Genomic DNA, 18,752 nt, shown 5'->3' on the forward strand with positions numbered 1-18,752 from the left:
GTGGAGCACTTGGGCCTATCCCAATACGGTGATAAGGGAATGGCGCTCGCCGAAGATGAGAATGGGCTGGCCATAGGTCTGTTTAACGGATTGGAAGTTTCATTTCCCGGCACTCAAGCTAAGGACCTCTATGGCGACGTTCTTATGATTGTCCCCGGACATAAAATCGCTTCGCGATTGATCCGTCAAAAAAGCCGCCACAACACCCTCTTGTTTACCGAGCAATGCGATCAGCTCTGCGTCATGTGCAGTCAACCGCCCAAACGTATTCAGGATCAGTGGCGACTGCGATTCTATAAGGAGGCGGTTCGACTGGCTGATCCTGGCATCACAATCGGTATTTCCGGTGGTGAGCCGACGATGCAGCGGGAACTGTTTTTTGATCTGATTCAGGATATTTCCGAAAACCGGCCGGATATAGGCCTCCATATCCTTACCAACGCGCAGCATTTCGTCGATGCAGACATCCCAATATTGAAACGGATTCACGAGAGGACCGACGTCCTATGGGGCGTCCCACTTTATGCACCGAATGCGGAAATCCACGATCGGGTCGTTAACAAAGACGGTGCCTTCGAGATTTTAATGCCAAACTTCTACCGGCTCGCCTCAGCACAAGCAAAGATCGAGCTCAGAACGGTTCTTACCGGATTGAATTATCCGGCATTGCCGAAACTGGCTGACCTCATCTCGAAGGACCTATTCTTCATCAAAGTTTGGGCGATCATGGGCTTAGAACCGATCGGCTTTGCGAAGGCGTTCATGGGCGACCTATTTGTCGATCATTCCGCATTTTTCGATCCGCTGGAGCATGCACTCGACATCGCTGCTAAACGGCGATTGGTCACCACCCTTTACAACATTCCGCTTTGCACGGTTCCTGCTCGCTATCGGAAATACTGCGCCGACACAATCTCAGACTGGAAGAAAAAATTCGTGCCAGAATGTGAGTCCTGTAGCCAGCGCTCGTCTTGCACAGGTTTTTTCGAATGGTATAATAACGATTGGGCATACGCTGGCGTGCATTCGTTGGGGCAAACAGGAGAAGCGCTATGAGCAACGCGAAATTTCTTATTCCAACGATGCTGGCGGCTGGGCTTTTTCCGGTGTCATCGGCAGTTCTCGCTGGCGGTTCGAATCATGTCAGCGCAGATAAGAGTTTGATCGACGATATCGTTCAACATGCGCAATCAATCACGGACTCGAATGAATTCACTCTGGCTGGACATCAATCCCATCAAAGCCACCAATCGCACGCTTCCCATTCCAGTCATCGGTCGTACTACGCTCCTGAGCCACCTGACCCCGGCCCAGCCGCTTACCAGCCGTCGAACTCGGACTACCAGACTGCAGCGCTAAGCGGTCGGAATGAGGCGAGCACACCAAGGTCCAGCGTCCTTCCGAGGAGTCTGTCGACCGCCAAGAAACCAAAGGTCTTGAAGGGAAACACGGCAAAATTCGCACAAATCGTCACGTTGGCGCAGTTGGCGCTCCAGTCGCGCGGATACGAGCCGGGTGCAGTGGGCGGCGACCTGAATTCAAGGACGATCGCAGCAATCTATAAATTCCAACGTGACTCCGGCCTCGTTCCAACAGGCAAACTTGATAATGGGACTCTTAATACCTTGGGTGTGATTGCGAACTGAGTGGGGAAAGCCCGCGATGACCCGGTTTCTTTTGTCAGGTATTTTTGGCCTAGTGATATTGTACGGCGGCATTGAATACTTGTTGCCACCTGTAGCCGCACACTATTTGCGCGATGAATATCAGGGTGCAATGTTTCAGTGTGACCACGTTATGCGAGAGCACTTTGTCGCCAAAATGGCGGTGAGGCACGCGCCGAACGAAATGACTGTCAAGAATTTGGAGGCTGCAGAGATAGGACTGCTCTCCTGTCAAGATTACGATAAGCTTCGGAAGAAGCTTCTGACCCTGGGTGTCTCCGATGCAAAGCTTGGACTCATGGGTGTCGAAGCACTCGAAGCCAGATCGAAGGACGTTAGTCGCTTTGTCGAAATTCACGAGATTCGCTACTAGCGCCAGTATAGCTCTTTGGCTGTTGCCATCGCCCGCTTTTGCGGATGCCAATACCGAAATCCTTAAGAAGGCCATTTTGTCGAATGGCCTCCCCCCCGCAGCAGCTGTTCAAGAACTCTCCCCCTTGGGGAGCGTCGGGAAGCTGATATTCGCGTCCGAGGCGCTGAGCCTCAACGGGAACATTTCCTGTCAGCAGTGCCATCTGGACGAGTTTGGTACTGGTGACGGAATTCCGATTTCTGTCGGAGTCTCAGGCCAAGGGACTGGTTCAGAACGAGTAGACTCGGCTTACCGTTTTTTGCCGCGAAATTCTCTGCCGCTTTGGGGGCGTGGTGCAGACGATTTCGCGACTTTCTTCTGGGACGGGCGTGTTGACGCCATTTCCGGAGAAGTTGTAAGCCTATTTGGCGAAGAACCGCCCTCTGATGATCCACTAACAGTCGCGGTTCATTTGCCGCCGGTCGAGACGGTCGAGATGCTGAAATTCGACAAAACTGTCTTGAGATATCGAACTGAGACAGTCGAAGGTGCTCAAGGACTTTATCGAGAGATCGTCGACAACCTAAGATATCGAGAACCTAAGATCATAACGAGTTTGGCTCAGCGGATTGGGAAATCGGATGAAGCGGTCGAATTTATTGATATAGCAAAAGGCATTTCCAAATTTATAAGCGAGCGTTTCGCTATCCAAGAGACCCGTCTCCACCGGTTCGCTTTCTCAGGAGGTGATTTGACAAACCAAGAGATCAAAGGCGGCCTAATTTTTTATGGCAAAGGTCGATGTGTTGTTTGCCATAATGGTCCGCACTTTTCCGATTTCGATTACTACACGGTGCCGTTCCCACAGCTCGGTCAAGGGCGGAATGGATTCGGGATCGATTACGGTCGATTCAACATTACCCAAGACCCAGCCGATCTTTACAAGTTCCGAACGCCACCACTTTGGGATGTTACCAACACCGCACCCTACGGGCATTCTGGTAGTGTCGCGTCTCTGGAAGACGCAATCCGAGCGCATTATGATCCATTGAGCTTGATCAAAATCGATAAGTTGGATGATTTGCAACGCCATGAATTGTACAAATATCTCATGTCTTCAGAGACGAATATGCTCAGCATAAGTTACCTGACAGAGGAAGAGGTCGCGTTTGTAGTTACTTTTTTGCGAACTTTATCACAGTCAACACCTGATTAGCTGAGTAAGCGCAAGGCAGACTGTAGGATTTCCCCGGAAGAGCAATTCATCATGATTTGGCGGGATCGTGCCTGCTGCAAGCTTGATGTTATTGGCCCCAGCACGCCCAATCATGATGACGAATACACACAGTTGTGGGTGGCTGGATGTCAGACAGCCCTGGACCTACGCGTAGGTACACCCCCATTTTGGATTGGCGGGGGGATAGGGGGGGGGCGGTTGCCGGTTGACGGAAGCTTCACCGCTTTCAATCGCATAGCAGCGATCCTAGTTCACGCAGCCCAAGCTTCGACGACACGCGGTCTCAGCTATCAATACAAGTTCGTGATGCATTTCGTGGGTACAAATCACGAATACCCCAATTGTATCAATAAAAACAATGAGAAATGGCGGAGAGGATGGGATTCTGTGAGCCCGATCTCCCTCAGTCGTTTTCCCTTGTGCTCCCTTGAGCCTGTCAGCTTCTCCGTCGGTCGTTACCGAGCGGGTGTGTAGCAATCTATGTAGCAATATCGGGAGCACTTTTGAATCCTCTTGTCGCATAGATCCAGGTCGTTCCTTTGGGTGGATGAACGACAGAATCTGGGTGCCTTCTGTATGGACTCTGGAGGGGGCGTCAGAGTCCAGTTCACAGGATCGGCTGTCATGTACCGGTTACGACAGAGAGGACTCCTGAGAGGCCTCTGGAGGCTTCCTGAGGGGTACTGCTATCAGGGAGGGGAGCGGTAGAAGTGGGGAGCTTAAGGGACACATGGAATCTAAAGAGGGTAATTGCTCCTAAGTATCTAATTATAATGAGTTATATGTGATCATGAGAGGTCAGGAAGACCTAAGATAGGATATATATGAGGAGGTATGTCTTATGTGTACCCTTCTCATTAGGGGAACAAGAATAAGATATTGATAACATTAAATGTTTCTACATAAGAGGAAGCCCTCAACCCTACCCCTTCCCTCTGTGTCGTCAGGCTCTTGGAGCAATCAGAAGCGAGCTTCCTCCGACGCAACCCTTTAGGAGGGGGGGGAGGGGGACAGGGGGCCAGGTTCATATATGTGAAAGGGGGCTTGAGATTTTCCCAGGGAAATTAATGGGATGGGGGGGGGAATCAAGAAATATTTTTAAAATACTCCTCAAAACGGCGAGTCGGCTTGAACAAGCCAGTGCTTGCTATGCTGATTTGATAGAAAGCATCTTCTCTTCCAATTTGATAAGATTCCTGATGGGTATTTATTGAATAGTATAGGCGTTGTGAAAATACTTCATCGACAGGTTCTTCAGTGGACATGTTAGTCACATCATTTCCAGAATAGAAAATTTGCCAGAAAATTAAGGCTGAAAAATCTGAACGATGGCTCAATCGAGTTGCGGCATGCATCGCGTCATCAAACATCTTCGCAGCACGCCCCTTGAGTTTGATCTGTTTTCTTCCGTAGTAGCTAATATGACCTCTGGCTTTGAGCACGCCGAGTGTAAAACCCTCAATAAGACCGAGAAAATACGCCTCCACTGCCACGTTTTTATGAGGTTTTTCAGCATAAGAAATAGCCGGAAAGCCCAATCTCTCCGTTTCCATTTGAAGTGTCGTATTCGCCGATTGAATCACAGCCATGATAGCGTCTTCGGGTAATCGATTCCATGGTAAGGGCAATTTACATTCCTCTAAATTGATCCGGTATCATTCGGGCGATCCCTATTTCATATCCACCCTCACCGGGAATTCAACAATCTCGAGTGCGGATCTTTCCATCACCTCTCGAAGAACCTCCTCGTGCCCCTTCTCCACTATGAACGAGTCATGGATCGGAAGCACCGGGATACCCCTGCCAGTCATATCATCTATGACCTTCATGCATATGTCGCTGTCGGTTCGCTGGAGCTTGATGCCCATGTCATTGCATAGGAAGTGGGCAATAGGCTCATTGAGCTGCTTCAGGCTCTGCAAAATTTCCTTGAGTTCGGTATTTGTCACGGACTTGAAGCTGTCAAAGACTCGAAATTTGCGATCAAAGCTCTTCATCATTCCCAGTATATGCTCAATATTGGCTGGATCATCATCGGGATCGAGTATGTCGTGGGCCTGATCATGTCGGCTATCGAATTTTCTCGAATTGCTTGAGGATTGGTGCCTGAAGGCTTGATATATAGAACTCTCATCACGCGCGTTAATCGCTGTAAGGAACAACAGTTTCGACGCGCTTCGTTCAATGGAATTCAGTTGATAGGGATCATGTTTCAGCTCCTGTTTGACGAGGGCATAGAGCAATCTCGGATGCAGTGAGTGGTAGTCGAGTTCGACGACCTGATTCCCGTTGATCGTCAGCTTGTCTCTCCAGTCAGGTCCTTCATCCTGCCACCACCCTCCATAGATGCGCCCTCCGAGTTCAAAGGGATCCTCCACAGATTCATCTTGTGTAAATGTCCGATAGCACATCTTGGACGCTCCAACTGGATCTGTACCACCCAGCGCAATTTGCGTATCGTTCAAGAGCTCATTGAACCTCCTGAGAACCTCTCTAGAGCTTGTCGTAAGTTCGTTGTCATCGTAGTCGACCAGTCTCTTGCTCTTCCGGTCCTTGACGCGAACCAACTCGATATTCCGGTGAGCTGTCACCGACTCGGTAGGCGGCGAGGCATGCTCAAAAAGGTCAATAAGGCAGGCCTCGGGCCAGATGATCGACTGATATCCTCTTAGGGAGCCGTAGTCCTTCCACCCTTTCTTGTAACCAATCACGCCCCTGTCTTTCAGATGATGGATCAGATTGGGTGTATTCCGGGAAATATGAAGAGCGTTGTAACGGTCTTGTTTGTAGCTTTTGGGGCGCATAGAGACAGAGACCGACAGAGAACGATCCCGCTTCCAGACGACGTAGAGGTGCAGCAGCAGCACCTTGAGATAGTGCTTAGCATTCTTCGGGGTGGATTTCTGGTCCTTTGGTATCCATTGCCCCTCAACATGGTCGGCAAATACCTTGTCAACGAAGGTGTTCGATTCTGGGTGATCTGACCATGTGTGGACATCAAAAGGGACAGAGTGCGTGTATGAACGCTCATGTGGTGCTGGATTACAATGCAAATTTTCCCCCTCTAGAACCGATAATTGATTGTTTATAATATGTAATTGTGGCCAAATTTGTATGAATGAGGGACATAATTTTGCCAAACACCGGGCTGGAAAGATTTTTGAAAGTGCGTGGACCTGCGAATACTCAAGCCCCTCATTTGCATGTATGACCCCATCCCCGATCCAGGTGGAAATGATCATGGTGTGCGGCGTTATAAGCTGGGCTTAGCGCAGACCTGAAGTATCGACAGGTCCCTTGAGCAATCGAGTGAAGGAATTTTGCCCTGTCATCCCTCCCCTTCCAGTGCTTTCGTACGCTCAGATTTGAACCATCGCTTGTTGCAAAGCCTGCAACATCGATGGCTGCAGCTTTTGCATGAACGCTTCTCCATGACGTTCCGGCTATGTTGCGGCATGCATAGGTCCCGTAGTGAGTGACCTTAGTCACAGAGGTGGAAAGCGTCTCCTCAGCAGCAGGTGTCACCACTTTGGTTAACCAAAGGGCCAGTGCGGCAGCGGTCCCACAATCAATCGGTGAGGCATTCACCACGATATTGCCCACTGCATTCAGGCGGATAGCATTTGACCATCCACACCCATCCCGTTCCGGTATCGCATTCACCCTTTCCGCCGAGATCAAGGGGGAAGAGATCACTACTTGCTCGCATAGAGATGGATCCTGGCTGATTGCGGCTATCTGCCAATCAACAAACAGGCTGTCAGGCTCCGAAAGGTTCAACGGTGGGATCAGAGCATATGGTGGTGGTACAAGTGCAAAATGAATGAGTAGGCCCCATACACAAACACCACTGACAGCAAGCGATAGGCCATAAACCAACCAAAGCCAGAGGGGCCTCGTCGTTGGTCCCAAGCTTTTCTGGCCATGTTCCAGGGTATCCCCGTGATTCGCAGGCGGCTCTGGCCTGCGTTCAAGTTGGCCCTCATCCGTCATGTGCCATAGATCCTCCACGTTGTGAGCGATAAAGATCCTTGGAAAAACAGGCGCAAATTGGACGACATTTGACTTATTGCTGCCATAAAGGGTGCGGCCACTTGGCTCACAACCTTGCCGATGCTCGGGATAAGTTGGAGGATTGGCGCAGAGACTGCAACGAGGTCAGGCGTCACGGCGCAATCGGTTACAAGGTGCGATCACGCTGCATAATCATGGCGGCGATGCCAGCACGCCATCGTAAACAAAGTCAGGAAACTCTAGTGTCCGGCGTTCCAGACTTGGTGACTGGAGCAATGTCACAAGAAATACGAATGGAGAACCGAGGGTAGATGGGAGAGGTGGTTCGGTTCGTTTGAACAGTTTCGAGCCGTTTCTTAGGTGGATTTTCCGCTTGGTTATGCCGCCACCGGGATTGGTTGCAACTTGATGTGATATGCCTGATCGGGCGTTTGCCCTTCCAGCGATGAATGCGGTCTCCTTGTGTTGTAGAAGGCCAGGTATCGGTCGATGCCCTGTCGGGCGGCTGACACGCTTTCATAGGCGTGCAGATAGACCTCCTCGTATTTGACGCTGCGCCAGAGCCGTTCGACAAACACGTTATCGCGCCAAGCGCCCTTGCCATCCATGCTGATCTGGATGTCGGCGTCCTTCAGCGCCTTGATGAAGTCAATGGACGTGAACTGTGATCCTTGGTCCGAGTTCATGATCTCCGGCTTGCCATATCTGCGCAGGGCATCATTCAAGGCCTCCAGACACGGCGCTGTTTCCAGCGTCACCGACAGCCGCCAGGCCAGAACCTTGCGGCTGAACCAGTCCAGAACGGCGACCAGATAGACGAACCCTCGGGCCATGGGAATGTAGGTAATATCCATGGCCCAGACCTGATTGGGCTGCGTCACGGCCAGCTTGCGCAGCAGGTAGGGATAGATCCTGTGACCGGGCGCAGGCTTGCTGGTGTTCGGTCTGCGATAGAGCGCCTCAATGCCCATCGTTTTCATGCAGGTTGCCACGTGCAGCCGCCCGGCCGTGAAGCCTTCCTGCCGCAGCAACCCTTTCATCATACGGCTGCCCGCGAACGGGTAGTCCATGTGCAACTCGTCAATTCTGCGCATAAGCTTGAGGTCCGCCGCACTGGTCGGGCGCGGCGCGTAATACAGGCTGCCCCGGCTGATCCCGAGAAGCCGGGCTTGCCGTGTCAGGCTCAGCCTGTGGTCCGGGCCCGTCATTTCCTTGCGCTCGGCAACAGACCGGCCTTGTCGAGCGCGCCCTCTAAAAAATCGTTTTCCAGCGCCAGCTGGCCAATCTTCGCGTGCAGGGACTTTACGTCGATCTGCGGCTCTTTCGCGGCCTTTGGCGTGTCATCGAAGACACCCGTTACGCCCTCAAGCAGCTGATCCTTCCACTGCTTGATCTGATTGGGATGCAGGTCGAACTGCGTCGCCAGCTCGCTCATCGTCCTGTCGCCCTTCAGCGCCGCCAATGCGACTTTCGCTTTGAAGGCAGGGCTGTGGTTCCGCCTGGGTCGTCTTGTCATCTTCGCTCCTTCGTCCCGGCAACGCTGCCGGATTGGGAGCAGAAAATCCACCTAACTCAACTGTCCAGATTTGTCGGGCCACCTCTAACCCCCGGTCGCGCTTGTACCGACCAAACCATTTCCCGACTGAGTTCGAGTAGCGTCCCAGTCGATTAGGCTGGAGATTGCTCCAGAGACGCTGCATCGGCAGGTCAATCAATTCATCTACGAAATCCAGGAACCCCAGTCTGATGAGCTCGGGGTGGAGAGGGACAAGTCGCTGAGCTGCTGCTGTCTTCAACGGCCCCGCTTCGTCGTTAACACTGAAACACCAGAACCCATCGTGCTCGACGACATCACAACATCTGAGTTGGCAGATTTCCTCCAGACGCATACCCGAGTAGGCAGCGATCAATGGGACCCAACGTCTTTCCGGTCGTTCCTCATGGAGCCAAAGCTCGCTTAGAAGCCTCTTAATCTGCTCATTGTCGTACGCGAAACGCTGGTCCCAGTCCCTGCCCCGCTTCCTGATACTCAATCCCTCTGCCGGGTTACCACCTATCAATTCCTCACGAACTCCCCAACGGAGGAGCCCCGACAGAAATTGAAGGTGCTTGTTGACGGACTTGTCCGACAAGAGCCTGTCAGCATTCTTCGAGGCATTGTCCTCCCTCAGAAGGTACTGGGGAGTCGCAAGCAACGCTTCCTTGTAGGCCCTGCATCGGGATCGGTTCAGGTCCGTCAGCTTGATGTTGCCGATATGGTGGACTGCAATGCGAAAGCTGTAATCCATTGTCATCAGTGTCCTTGGATCGACAGCCTTCTCTTTCTCCGTCAGGTACGCCTTAGCCAGATCGTCCAGACGAGTGATTGATGGTGTCGTCAGCTTGTCGGCATGAGAACGACGAGTGCTGCCCAGACTCTCCAGGAAGGTAGAGGCCAGAGCGGCGACATCGCTCTCACAGGCCGAGGCCTGCCTTGCGACACGCAATCTTTCAAAGCCGGTCACAATAGCGACCTTCAACGAACTGGCCCGAGCCTGTGCAGTTCGACTGTCAGATGTTCGCAGAGACTGATGGATTTCACGTCGTTCAAGGACTTCAACCAGGTCCGACGGGACCCTGACCCTGAGGTGGTGGGTGCTTCCCCTTTGGTGCAGCTTCATGTGATTTCCTGTGTAGCGTCGTGTGTAGCAGGACGCTCGGTGGAAACCTCAAGAGAGGCTAAGTTGCTCTAAGGATAGAACTTTAGGGGTAATGGCGGAGAGGATGGGATTCGAACCCACGAGGGAGGATTAGTCCCCACTCCCTTAGCAGGGGAGCGCCTTAAGCCACTCGGCCACCTCTCCACCGCCGGGTATAGACGGGGCGTGGCGACCTGTACAAGGGGTTTTTCCCGGTGTGGCGGATGCGGGCCTGATTGCTGTCGGATTGCCGCAGGGACGGCGGCCTTTCGCGCAGCCCGTGGTCCTGATCGCATCCTCTCCCCGGTTGCCCCGGCAGAGACAGGGACGTCAGGTCAGCCGCCCAGGAACCGCGTCAGATAGGTGCGGGGCTCCTCGCCGGCGTGGCTTTCCTCGAAAGCATCGATGGCGGCGTTGATGGCGGCGTCGATGGGCATGTCCTGCCAGCTGCGGATCAGACGCTTCTGCATCCGCACCGCGTCGGGGGCCGACTGCATGATCGACTGCACCCAGGCCTCCACCTGCACATCAAGCTGCTCCGCCGGCACGACCTTCTGCACCAGACCGCAGACCATGGCCTCGGCGGCATCGATCATGTCCCCGGTCAGCAGGATCTCCGTCGCCTTGCCCCAGCCCATGAGGCGCGGCAGGAGGACAGCCTCGATGACGCTGGGCATGCCGACCCGGACTTCAGGCATGCCGAACTTCGCGCCCTCCGCCGCGACGCGGAAGTCGCAGACGGCGGCCAGTTCCAGCCCGGCGCCGAGGCAGAAGCCGTTGATGCGCCCGATCACCGGCACCGGAATGCGACGGATCTCGTCGATCGCCAGATGCAGGTTGGTGATGAAGGTGCGCGCGGTGTGCCGGTCGAGCTGTGCCATCTCGCGGATATCCGCACCGCCGACGAAGGCCTTGCCGGCCGCGGTCAGCACGACGGCCCGCAGGCTGTCATCGCGGGCAAGATCATAGGCCGCCGCCTGCAGTTCGCCGTTCATGGCCGTGGACATGGCGTTCAGCTTGGTCGGCCTGTCGAGCGTGATCGTGGCGATCGTGCCCCCGTCCCGTTCATCGCGGGTGACGGTGATGAATTCGAAACTGTCCATGCTTTCTCTATTCTCCGTAACCACAGCCGCCAAGGATCACAGCCGCGCGCCCTGTCCTGGCCCGAAACACCTGTCCTAGCCCGAAACGATATCCGCCCAGAAATTCTCCACCCCGCGGTCCACCGCACGGGTGCCGAGCCTGCGTGCCCAGAACCGGGCCCCGCCGAACTCGGAGCGCCACGACCAGAGCCTGCGGGTCGCGAAATGCAGGCTGTGCTCATAGGTGAAGCCGATGGCGCCATGGGTCTGGTGACCGACGGTCGCCCCGACACCCGCAGCTTCGGATGTACGGGCCTTGGCGGCGGCGATCTGCCATTCCGGGTTCTGCCCTGCGTCCAGCGCGGCAAAGGGAGCCTCCGCGATCACACCGGACGATGCGGCCTCGCCGGCCATGCGCGACAGCTCCTGCTGGATCGCCTGGAACTTGCCCAGCGGCTTGCCGAACTGCGTCCGCTCGTTGGCGTACTGCACCGTCTGGGTCAGCACCTTGTCCATCGCCCCGGCGATCTGGGCGGCGCGAACCATCGCGCCATACTGCAGGATGACATCCCGTGGCAGGTCGTTGGGCAGATGCGCCACGCGCACCGGCGCGCCGTCGAAGCTGACATCGTCGCGCGGCTCCCGCGCCATGTTCTGGCTGGCGGAGATGTCACGGGCGTCCGACAGGCGGACCGCACCGACCATCACACCGCCATCCTGCGCGGCAACGACCAGGGCCGTTTCCGCCTTCGAGGCCCAGGGCACGCGGGCCACGGTTCCCGAAAGCTTCGCCGAGCCGCCGTCGCCCGCGATGGTGAGGCTGCCGTCGCTGCCATCGATGATGGTCGCCATGCCTTCAGGCACCGGCAGTCCGGCCCGTTCCGCCAGCCAACTCGCCAGGATGGTCTCGGCCAGCGGGACCGGCGCGGAATGGAACCCGGCGGCGGACAGCAGCACATGCGCATCGCGCCATTCGCCGCCGACACCGCCGTTCTCCTCCGACACCAGCGGCCGGGTCAGGCCCTGGGCCTCGACCTCCGCCCAGATGCCGCCATCGTCACCGGTCTCGTCGAACCGGGTGAGCAGTTCGCGGGTCACGCGATCACCGAACAGGCCATTGACGCTGTCGGTCAGGATATTGCGAAGTTCACTCATCTGAGGCCAAGCCCCCGTGCAATGATGCCGCGCAGGATCTCTCGGGTACCGCCGCGCAGGCTGAAGGATGGGGCTTCCATGGTCAGGAACGCGAGCACCTGCTGGAAGTTGTCGCCGCCCATCAGGGTCGGTTCCTCCTCCACCAGACGCGCGGCGATCTCCGGAATCGACTGTTCGAACACACCGCCGACATCCTTCACCACGCTGGCCTCCAGCGAGGGATTCTCGCCACGCTGCAGCTTGCCCGCGACCGACAGGGACATGCGGCGGAGCGTCATGGCATGGGCCGACAGGCGCCCCACTTCCTCCACCATCGCCGGATCACGGCTCTGCGCCGCGACACCCAGCAATTCCAGGATCAGCTGGATGCAGCTCAGGTAGCGCTCCGGCCCGCTGCGCTCGAACGCCAGTTCCGCCACCACCTGGTTCCAGCCGCCGCCCGGCTTGCCCACCAGACGGTCATCCGGCACGAACACGTCGTCGAAGACACACTGGTTGAAATGGTGGTTGCCGGCCAGGTTGATGATCGGGCTGACGGTCAGCCCCGGCGACTTCATGTCGACGATGAACTGGGTCAGGCCCCCATGCTTGTCCTCCGCGTCCGTGCGGAGCAGGGCAATCATGTAGTGGGCGAGATGGGCGCTGGAGGTCCAGACCTTGGTGCCATTGACCTTCCAGCCGCCGTCGACCTTCTCCGCCTTCGTGCGCGTGGCGGCGAGATCGGAGCCGGAGTCCGGTTCGGACATGCCGATGCAGAAGCAGGCATTGCCGCTGATGATCTGCGGCAGGAAGAACTTCCGCTGCTCCTCGGTACCGAAACGCAGCAGCAGGGGACCGCTCTGGCGGTCGGCAACCCAGTGGGCCTGCACCGGCGCGCCTGCGGCCAGCATCTCCTCCATGACCACATAGCGTTCGAAGAAGGTGCGGCCACCGCCACCATACTCCGTTGGCCAGGTCATGCCGAGCCAGCCCTTCTCCCCCACCTTGCGGCTGAAGTCCTGATCGTGGCCCATCCAGTTCCAGGCCCGGTCCACGGGGCGCTTGTCCTTCAGCGCCTCGGCCAGAAAGGCCCGCACCTCGGGCCGCAAGGCCTCGGCTTCCGGCGGTAATGTGGCCGGTTCGAAATTGAAGAAACCCATCGTCACGCTCCCCGTTGTCTGGGCTGAACCTAGCAGTCACCCGCATACGGTCAATTGCCTCCGGTGGATGACAGGCATGACCCGCCCTGGCCGTCGCATGTTGCACCGACAGGCCGAAAACCATAGCGTCCGACAAACAGCCTGTCCGGGACGGGCAGCAGCCTTTGGGGGGAGCGCATCACATGGCCACGAATCACAGGACGGGCGGGCAACTGCTGGTCGACAGCCTGGCGAAGCACGGGGCGGATCTGGCGTTCTGCGTCCCCGGCGAAAGCTATCTCGCCGCGCTTGATGCCCTCTACGACCAGCCTTCCATCCGGCTGATCACCTGTCGCCAGGAAGGTGGCGCGGCGATGATGGCGGAGGCCTATGGCAAGCTGACGGGCCGCCCCGGCATCTGTTTCGTCACCCGCGGCCCGGGTGCCACCAATGCCTCCCCCGGTCTGCACATCGCGTTTCAGGACTCGTCACCGATGATCCTGTTCATCGGCCAGGTAGCGCGGGAGCAGGTGGATCGGGAAGCGTTTCAGGAAATCGACTACCGGCGGCTGTTCGAACAGCTGACCAAATGGACCGGCCAGATCGAGGATGCGGTCCGGGTGCCGGAATATGTCAGCCGCGCGTTTCACAATGCCACAGCCGGCCGCCCCGGCCCGGTGGCCCTTGCCCTGCCGGAAGACATGCTGCGGGACGCGGTGGAGGCGGCGGTCGGCACCCCGTGGCGCACCCCGGAGATCGCACCGACGCCAGAGGACATGAAACGGTTCGAGGAAATGCTGGCGGGGTCGGAGCGGCCCGTGATGATCGTCGGCGGGTCGCGCTGGTCACAGGACACGGCGGACCGGCTGGCCGCCTTCTGCGCCGCCAACGACATGCCGGTCTGCACGTCGTTCCGCTGTCAGGACTTCATCGACAATACGGCACCGGCCTACATGGGCGTCTCCGGCATCGGGCCTGACCCGGAACTGGTGCGCCGCATCACCACCGCCGACCTGGTTATCTGTGTCGGCGCGCGGCTGGGGGAAATGACCACCGGACGCTACAGCCACTTCGACATTCCGCGCCCGAAGCAGACACTGATTCACGTCTATCCGGATCCGGAGGAGATCGGCCGGGTCTACCAGGCCGATCTGGGGCTGGTCGCCACCCCCGCCGCCTTCGCCCGCGCCGTGGAGGGCATGGCTGTCCGCGCGGACAGGGGCGTGATCGCGGAGGCGCATCAGCGGTTCCTCGAATGGTCCACGCCGATCCCCATGGCCGGTGACGTGCAACTGGCGGAGATCATTCACCACATCTCCGAGAACCTGCCCCCGGACACGATCGTCACCAACGGCGGCGGCAACTGCATCACCTGGGTGCACCGTTTCATGCGCCACAAGCGCTGGCGCACCCAGCTGGCCCCCACCTCCGGCTCCATGGGCTATGGCGTGCCCTCCGCCGTGGCGGCGAAGCTGACCCACCCCGACCGCCATGTCATCAGCTTCTCCGGCGACGGCTGCTTCATGATGAACGGGCAGGAGTTCGCGACAGCCGTGCAGTACGATCTGCCCATCGTCTTCATCGTCGTGAACAACGGCATGTACGGCACCATCCGCATGCACCAGGAACGGGACTACACCGGCCGCGAGATCGCGACGGAACTGAAGAACCCGAACTTCGCCGCCATCGCCCACGCCTATGGCATGGACGGGACCGTGGTGGAGAAGACGGAAGACTTCTTCCCCGCGCTGGAGAAAGGGCTGGCCGCAAGCGGACCGAGCCTGATCGAGATCCGCATCGACCCGGACGTGCTGTCCCCCACGGCCACCATCTCCGGCCTGCGGGCGAAGGCGGGAATGGACAAGGGCTGATGGCGCGCGCCACCGTCCCCTCCCCCTGCATCTCCGTCTGCATTCTCGATCCCGGTCGGGACATGTGCATCGGTTGCTACCGCAACCGCGCCGAGATCGGTGAATGGTCCCGTGCCGACGACGACCGCCGCTGGGAGATTGCACAACAGGCGGAGGCCCGTCGTATCGCGCTGACTGCGGAAAAGGAGAAACGCGCATGATCCCTATCACCGCACCCTTCGAGATCCATACCGACCATGTCCGGCCCGAGTGGATCGACCACAATGGCCACATGAACATGGGCTATTACATGGTCGTGTTCGACCATGCGACCGACGCCTTTCTCGACGCCTGCGGCCTGACCCCGGCCCACCGGGAGGCGGAGCAGGTCAGCACCTTCTCGCTGGAGGCCCACATCAACTACCTGCAGGAAGTGCGGGAGGGTGATCCGCTGACGTTCCGCACCACCCTGCTGGGCCACGATGCGAAGCGCATCCATTACATCCACGAGATGATCCACGGCAGGGAAGGCTTTCGCGCCGCCACCAACGAACTGATGTCGCTGCATGTCAGCCGCGCCACCCGCCGCACCGCGCCCATGGCCGATGTGGTCCAGCAGCGTCTGGCGGAAATTGCGGAAGTCCACGGCAAGCTGACACCCCCGCCGGAAGCCGGACGCCACATCGGTCTCAACCAGCGCCGGAAGGGATAGGGTACCGCCGATCGGGCCGCCGCCACACCACCTCACGCCGCACCCGGGCTCGACCCAGGTATCCGGTCTCTGACACCTGAGCGGCAATGCTGGGCCGCCGGATCAAGTCCGGCGGCGACGTCAGTGTGGGTGGCGGGCATGGCTGGCCTGACGTGTATCTCCACACCATCCCACGCCTCACCCGGGCTTGACCCGGGTGTCCAGTCTCCCACCTGTGCGCAGCACCGCTGGGCCGCCGGATCGAGTCCGGCGGCGACGTCGTTGTGGGTGGCAGCTCTCGTTTGAGGAAAGTGGCCTCAGACCAGCGCGGCGCAGGCTTTCTGGATGCGGGAACAGGCTTCCGTCAGGGCTTCCGTCGAGGTCGCGTAGGAGATGCGGAAATGCGGGGCGAGGCCGAAGGCTTCACCCTGCACGCAGGCCACACCGACGCTTTCCAGCAGGTAGGTAACGAAATCGGTATCGGTCTCGATCACCTTGCCCTCCGGCGTCTTCTTGCCGATGCAACCGGCGCAGGACGGATAGACGTAGAAGGCCCCTTCCGGCGTCGGGCAGTGCAGCCCCTCCGCCGCGTTCAGCATTTCCACGACCAGATTGCGGCGCTGCTCGAAGACCTTGCGGCGTTCGCTGATGAAGTCCTGCGGCCCGTTCAGGGCCTCCACCGCCGCGGCCTGGCTGACCGATGAGGGATTGGAGGTCGACTGCGACTGGATCTTGCCCATGGCCTTGATCAGTTCCACGGGACCGGCGGCATAGCCGATGCGCCAGCCGGTCATGGCATAGGCCTTGGAGACACCGTTCACCGTCAGGGTGCGATCCTTAAGTTCCGGCACCACCTGGGCGATGGTCGTGAACTCGAAGTCGTCATAGACGAGGTGTTCGTACATGTCGTCGGTCATGACCCAGACATGCGGATGCCGCTTCAGCACCTCCCCCAGGGCCGCCAGTTCGTCACGGGTGTAACCGGCACCGGAGGGGTTGGAGGGGCTGTTCATGATCAGCCACTTGGTCTTCGGCGTGATCGCTTCCTCCAGCACCTCGGGGCGCAGCTTGAAGCCCTCGTTGGCGCCGGCAGAGGCAAAGGTAGGGGTTCCGCCGGCCAGCAGCACCATGTCCGGGTAGGACACCCAGTAGGGGGCCGGGATCAGGACCTCGTCACCCTCGTTCATGGTCGCCATCAGCGCGTTGTAGAGAATCTGCTTGCCGCCAGTGCCGACGGTGATCTGGCTGGTTTCGTAGTCCAGCCCGTTCTCCCGCTTGAACTTGGCAACGATGGCCTGCTTCAGCGCGGGCGTGCCGTCCACGTCCGTGTACTTCGTCTGGCCTTCACGGATGGCGGCGATCGCCGCCTCCTTGATATTGTCCGGCGTATCGAAATCCGGTTCCCCGGCACCAAGCCCGATCACGTCCTTGCCCGCCGCTTTCAGCTCACGGGCCTTGGCAGTGACCGCGATGGTCGGCGATGGCTTGATGCGGCTGAGGGAAGAGGCGAGGATGGACATGTTCTTGCTCCATGGTCCGTGGACCGCACCCGCGCAGACCTTGCACCGGGCGCGACGCGGCATCACCGCGCGGCGGGACCGTACGCCTGTGCAGTGCAGCATTCAAGCTTGCAGCCTGCAGGAAATGCAGTCGCTGAGCCGCGACAGAACGGCAATCGGCCGGGGAGGGCCAGGTACATGTCACTGAAACTGGGACTGATGACCGGATACTGGGGTGCGGAACCGCCCGCCAACATCATCGGCACGGCGCAACAGGCGGAGAAGCTGGGCTACTGGGGATTCTTCACGGCGGAAGCCTATGGCTCCGACGCCCTGACGCCCCTCGCCTGGGTCGGCGCGCATACCAGCACCATCAAGCTCGGCACGGCCATCGTGCAGATTTCAGCCCGTACACCGACCGCCACGGCGATGCATGCCCTGACGCTGGATCACCTGAGCCAGGGTCGCATGATCCTCGGCCTCGGGGTCTCGGGTCCGCAGGTGGTGGAGGGGTGGTACGGCCAGCCTTTCGCCAAGCCCCTGTCCCGCACCCGCGAATATATCTCGATCATCCGCCAGGTGCTGGAGCGCCAGCAGCCGGTGGTCGGCCCCGGCCCCCATTACACGCTGCCCTACCCGGCGGACGCACCCGGCAGTTGGGGTCTGGGCAAGCCGCTGAAACCGATCACCCATCCGCTGCGCGCCAATCTGCCGATCTTTCTGGGTGCCGAGGGGCCGAAGAACGTCACCATGGCGGCAGAGACCTGTGATGGCTGGTATCCGCTCTATTACTCACCCTGGCGGCAGGAGGTCTATGCGGAGAACATCGCCAGCCGGCCGGAAGGGTTCGAGATCCTCTATCCGATGAAGCTGCATATCACGGACGATCTGGAGGCCGGACGGCTGGAGGTGAAGAAGAACCTCGCCCTCTACATCGGCGGCATGGGGGCGAAGGACCGCAACTTCCACAACGAACTGATCGTCCGCATGGGCTACGCCGACGCCGCCCGCAAGATCCAGGACCTCTTTCTGGACGGCAAGAAGCGGGAGGCGGTGGCCGCAGTCCCTGACGAACTGGTGGACGAGATTGCGCTGGTCGGACCGAAGGATCGGATTCGCCAGCAACTCGCCGCCTGGGACGACAGCCCCGTCACCGGCCTGATGGTCTGGCCAAAGGCGGAGGGCGATCTGGAGACCTTCGCCGAACTGCTGCTGGACCGGTAGCGGCCCTTCGCGGTCCGCAACTCGGGTCCTCGGGAGTCGTTAGAGGTGGAGAGGATGACCCGACGGTCCCACTTTCCACCTCGCAGTGCCCGGGCTTGACCCGGGTACCCAGCAGCGCCGCGCAAGCGTGGGAGACTGGGCTCGCGGATCAAGTCCGCGAGCGTCGCGAAGGGGCGAAGTCGGGAACC

General features: G+C 58.5%; 16 protein-coding genes, 1 tRNA gene and 1 pseudogene. 9 read left to right on the plus strand and 9 right to left on the minus strand.

Features of this window, described 5'->3' with window-relative positions; translation table 11 throughout:
- Positions 1-39 precede the first annotated feature (39 nt).
- From hxsC to QGV55_RS12750, 4 genes are read left to right on the plus strand one after another with little or no spacing between them, the layout of a single operon-like run.
- Positions 40-1,056, plus strand: coding sequence for a His-Xaa-Ser system radical SAM maturase HxsC (hxsC, locus tag QGV55_RS12735; protein ID WP_281023668.1), 1,017 nt, complete (start codon positions 40-42; stop codon positions 1,054-1,056).
- The gene (locus QGV55_RS12740) at positions 1,053-1,646 is read left to right on the plus strand and encodes a peptidoglycan-binding protein (RefSeq protein ID WP_281023669.1); all 594 of its coding nucleotides are present in this window, start codon (positions 1,053-1,055) and stop codon (positions 1,644-1,646) included. The genes hxsC and QGV55_RS12740 overlap by 4 nt, the downstream gene beginning before the upstream one ends.
- Before the next feature lie 16 nt (positions 1,647-1,662).
- Positions 1,663-2,037, plus strand: coding sequence for a TIGR03982 family His-Xaa-Ser system protein (locus tag QGV55_RS12745; protein ID WP_281023670.1), 375 nt, complete (start codon positions 1,663-1,665; stop codon positions 2,035-2,037).
- Complete coding sequence (locus tag QGV55_RS12750) at positions 2,009-3,232, plus strand: His-Xaa-Ser system-associated MauG-like protein (RefSeq protein WP_281023671.1); 1,224 nt, start codon at positions 2,009-2,011, stop codon at positions 3,230-3,232. Before QGV55_RS12745 ends, QGV55_RS12750 begins: the two co-directional genes overlap by 29 nt.
- 1,106 nt (positions 3,233-4,338) lie before the next feature.
- Here QGV55_RS12750 and QGV55_RS12755 read toward each other — a convergent pair.
- Together QGV55_RS12755 and QGV55_RS12760 are read right to left on the minus strand one after the other, a co-directional pair.
- Positions 4,339-4,842, minus strand: coding sequence for a hypothetical protein (locus QGV55_RS12755; protein WP_281023672.1), 504 nt, complete (start codon positions 4,840-4,842; stop codon positions 4,339-4,341).
- 81 nt (positions 4,843-4,923) lie between these two features.
- Positions 4,924-6,495: a hypothetical protein gene (locus tag QGV55_RS12760; RefSeq protein ID WP_281023673.1), complete on the minus strand. Its 1,572-nt coding sequence runs from the start codon at positions 6,493-6,495 to the stop codon at positions 4,924-4,926.
- An 864-nt stretch (positions 6,496-7,359) separates the two neighbouring features.
- Here QGV55_RS12760 and QGV55_RS12765 point away from each other — a divergent pair.
- Positions 7,360-7,490, plus strand: a pseudogene (locus QGV55_RS12765) (integrase core domain-containing protein); the annotation flags it as partial.
- Positions 7,491-7,644: 154 nt separating this feature from the next.
- On the opposite strand, the gene QGV55_RS12770 reads toward QGV55_RS12765, so the two are convergent.
- The 6 genes from QGV55_RS12770 to QGV55_RS12795 all read right to left on the minus strand — a co-directional run bounded on the left by QGV55_RS12770 (position 7,645) and on the right by QGV55_RS12795 (position 13,321).
- A protein-coding gene (locus QGV55_RS12770; protein ID WP_281023674.1) for an IS3 family transposase occupies positions 7,645-8,729 on the minus strand; the annotation gives its coding sequence in 2 pieces (ribosomal slippage) (positions 7,645-8,519 and positions 8,519-8,729; 1,086 coding nt in all).
- The gene (locus QGV55_RS12775) at positions 8,632-9,927 is read right to left on the minus strand and encodes a DUF6538 domain-containing protein (protein WP_348638808.1); all 1,296 of its coding nucleotides are present in this window, start codon (positions 9,925-9,927) and stop codon (positions 8,632-8,634) included. The genes QGV55_RS12770 and QGV55_RS12775 overlap by 98 nt, the downstream gene beginning before the upstream one ends.
- Positions 9,928-10,019: 92 nt before the next feature.
- A tRNA-Ser gene (locus tag QGV55_RS12780) sits at positions 10,020-10,110 on the minus strand.
- A 170-nt stretch (positions 10,111-10,280) separates the two neighbouring features.
- On the minus strand, positions 10,281-11,048 hold the full coding sequence (locus tag QGV55_RS12785; protein ID WP_281016405.1) for an enoyl-CoA hydratase: 768 nt from the start codon (positions 11,046-11,048) through the stop codon (positions 10,281-10,283).
- A gap of 75 nt (positions 11,049-11,123) precedes the next feature.
- A complete protein-coding gene (locus QGV55_RS12790) occupies positions 11,124-12,182 on the minus strand; it encodes an acyl-CoA dehydrogenase (protein WP_281016404.1) in 1,059 nt (352 codons plus the stop codon).
- Positions 12,179-13,321: an acyl-CoA dehydrogenase family protein gene (locus tag QGV55_RS12795; protein WP_281016403.1), complete on the minus strand. Its 1,143-nt coding sequence runs from the start codon at positions 13,319-13,321 to the stop codon at positions 12,179-12,181. Before QGV55_RS12795 ends, QGV55_RS12790 begins: the two co-directional genes overlap by 4 nt.
- A 182-nt stretch (positions 13,322-13,503) precedes the next feature.
- Between QGV55_RS12795 and QGV55_RS12800 the strand changes: the two genes are divergently transcribed.
- From QGV55_RS12800 to QGV55_RS12810, 3 genes are read left to right on the plus strand one after another with little or no spacing between them, the layout of a single operon-like run.
- Positions 13,504-15,171 (plus strand): thiamine pyrophosphate-binding protein, encoded by a 1,668-nt coding sequence (locus QGV55_RS12800; RefSeq protein ID WP_281016402.1) that lies wholly within the window; start codon positions 13,504-13,506, stop codon positions 15,169-15,171.
- A complete protein-coding gene (locus QGV55_RS12805; RefSeq protein ID WP_281016401.1) occupies positions 15,171-15,371 on the plus strand; it encodes a DUF1289 domain-containing protein in 201 nt (66 codons plus the stop codon). Before QGV55_RS12800 ends, QGV55_RS12805 begins: the two co-directional genes overlap by 1 nt.
- The gene (locus QGV55_RS12810; protein ID WP_281016400.1) at positions 15,368-15,862 is read left to right on the plus strand and encodes a thioesterase family protein; all 495 of its coding nucleotides are present in this window, start codon (positions 15,368-15,370) and stop codon (positions 15,860-15,862) included. The genes QGV55_RS12805 and QGV55_RS12810 overlap by 4 nt, the downstream gene beginning before the upstream one ends.
- 296 nt (positions 15,863-16,158) lie before the next feature.
- Here the strand turns inward: QGV55_RS12810 and QGV55_RS12815 are convergent, their stop codons facing one another.
- A complete protein-coding gene (locus QGV55_RS12815; protein WP_281016399.1) occupies positions 16,159-17,361 on the minus strand; it encodes an aspartate transaminase in 1,203 nt (400 codons plus the stop codon).
- 177 nt (positions 17,362-17,538) lie between these two features.
- Between QGV55_RS12815 and QGV55_RS12820 the strand changes: the two genes are divergently transcribed.
- Positions 17,539-18,564, plus strand: coding sequence for an LLM class F420-dependent oxidoreductase (locus tag QGV55_RS12820; RefSeq protein WP_281016398.1), 1,026 nt, complete (start codon positions 17,539-17,541; stop codon positions 18,562-18,564).
- The last annotated feature ends 188 nt before the right edge of the window (positions 18,565-18,752 follow it).

This window comes from Minwuia sp. IMCC3009, assembly GCF_029909415.1.
Taxonomy (GTDB): Bacteria; Pseudomonadota; Alphaproteobacteria; order Minwuiales; family Minwuiaceae; genus Minwuia.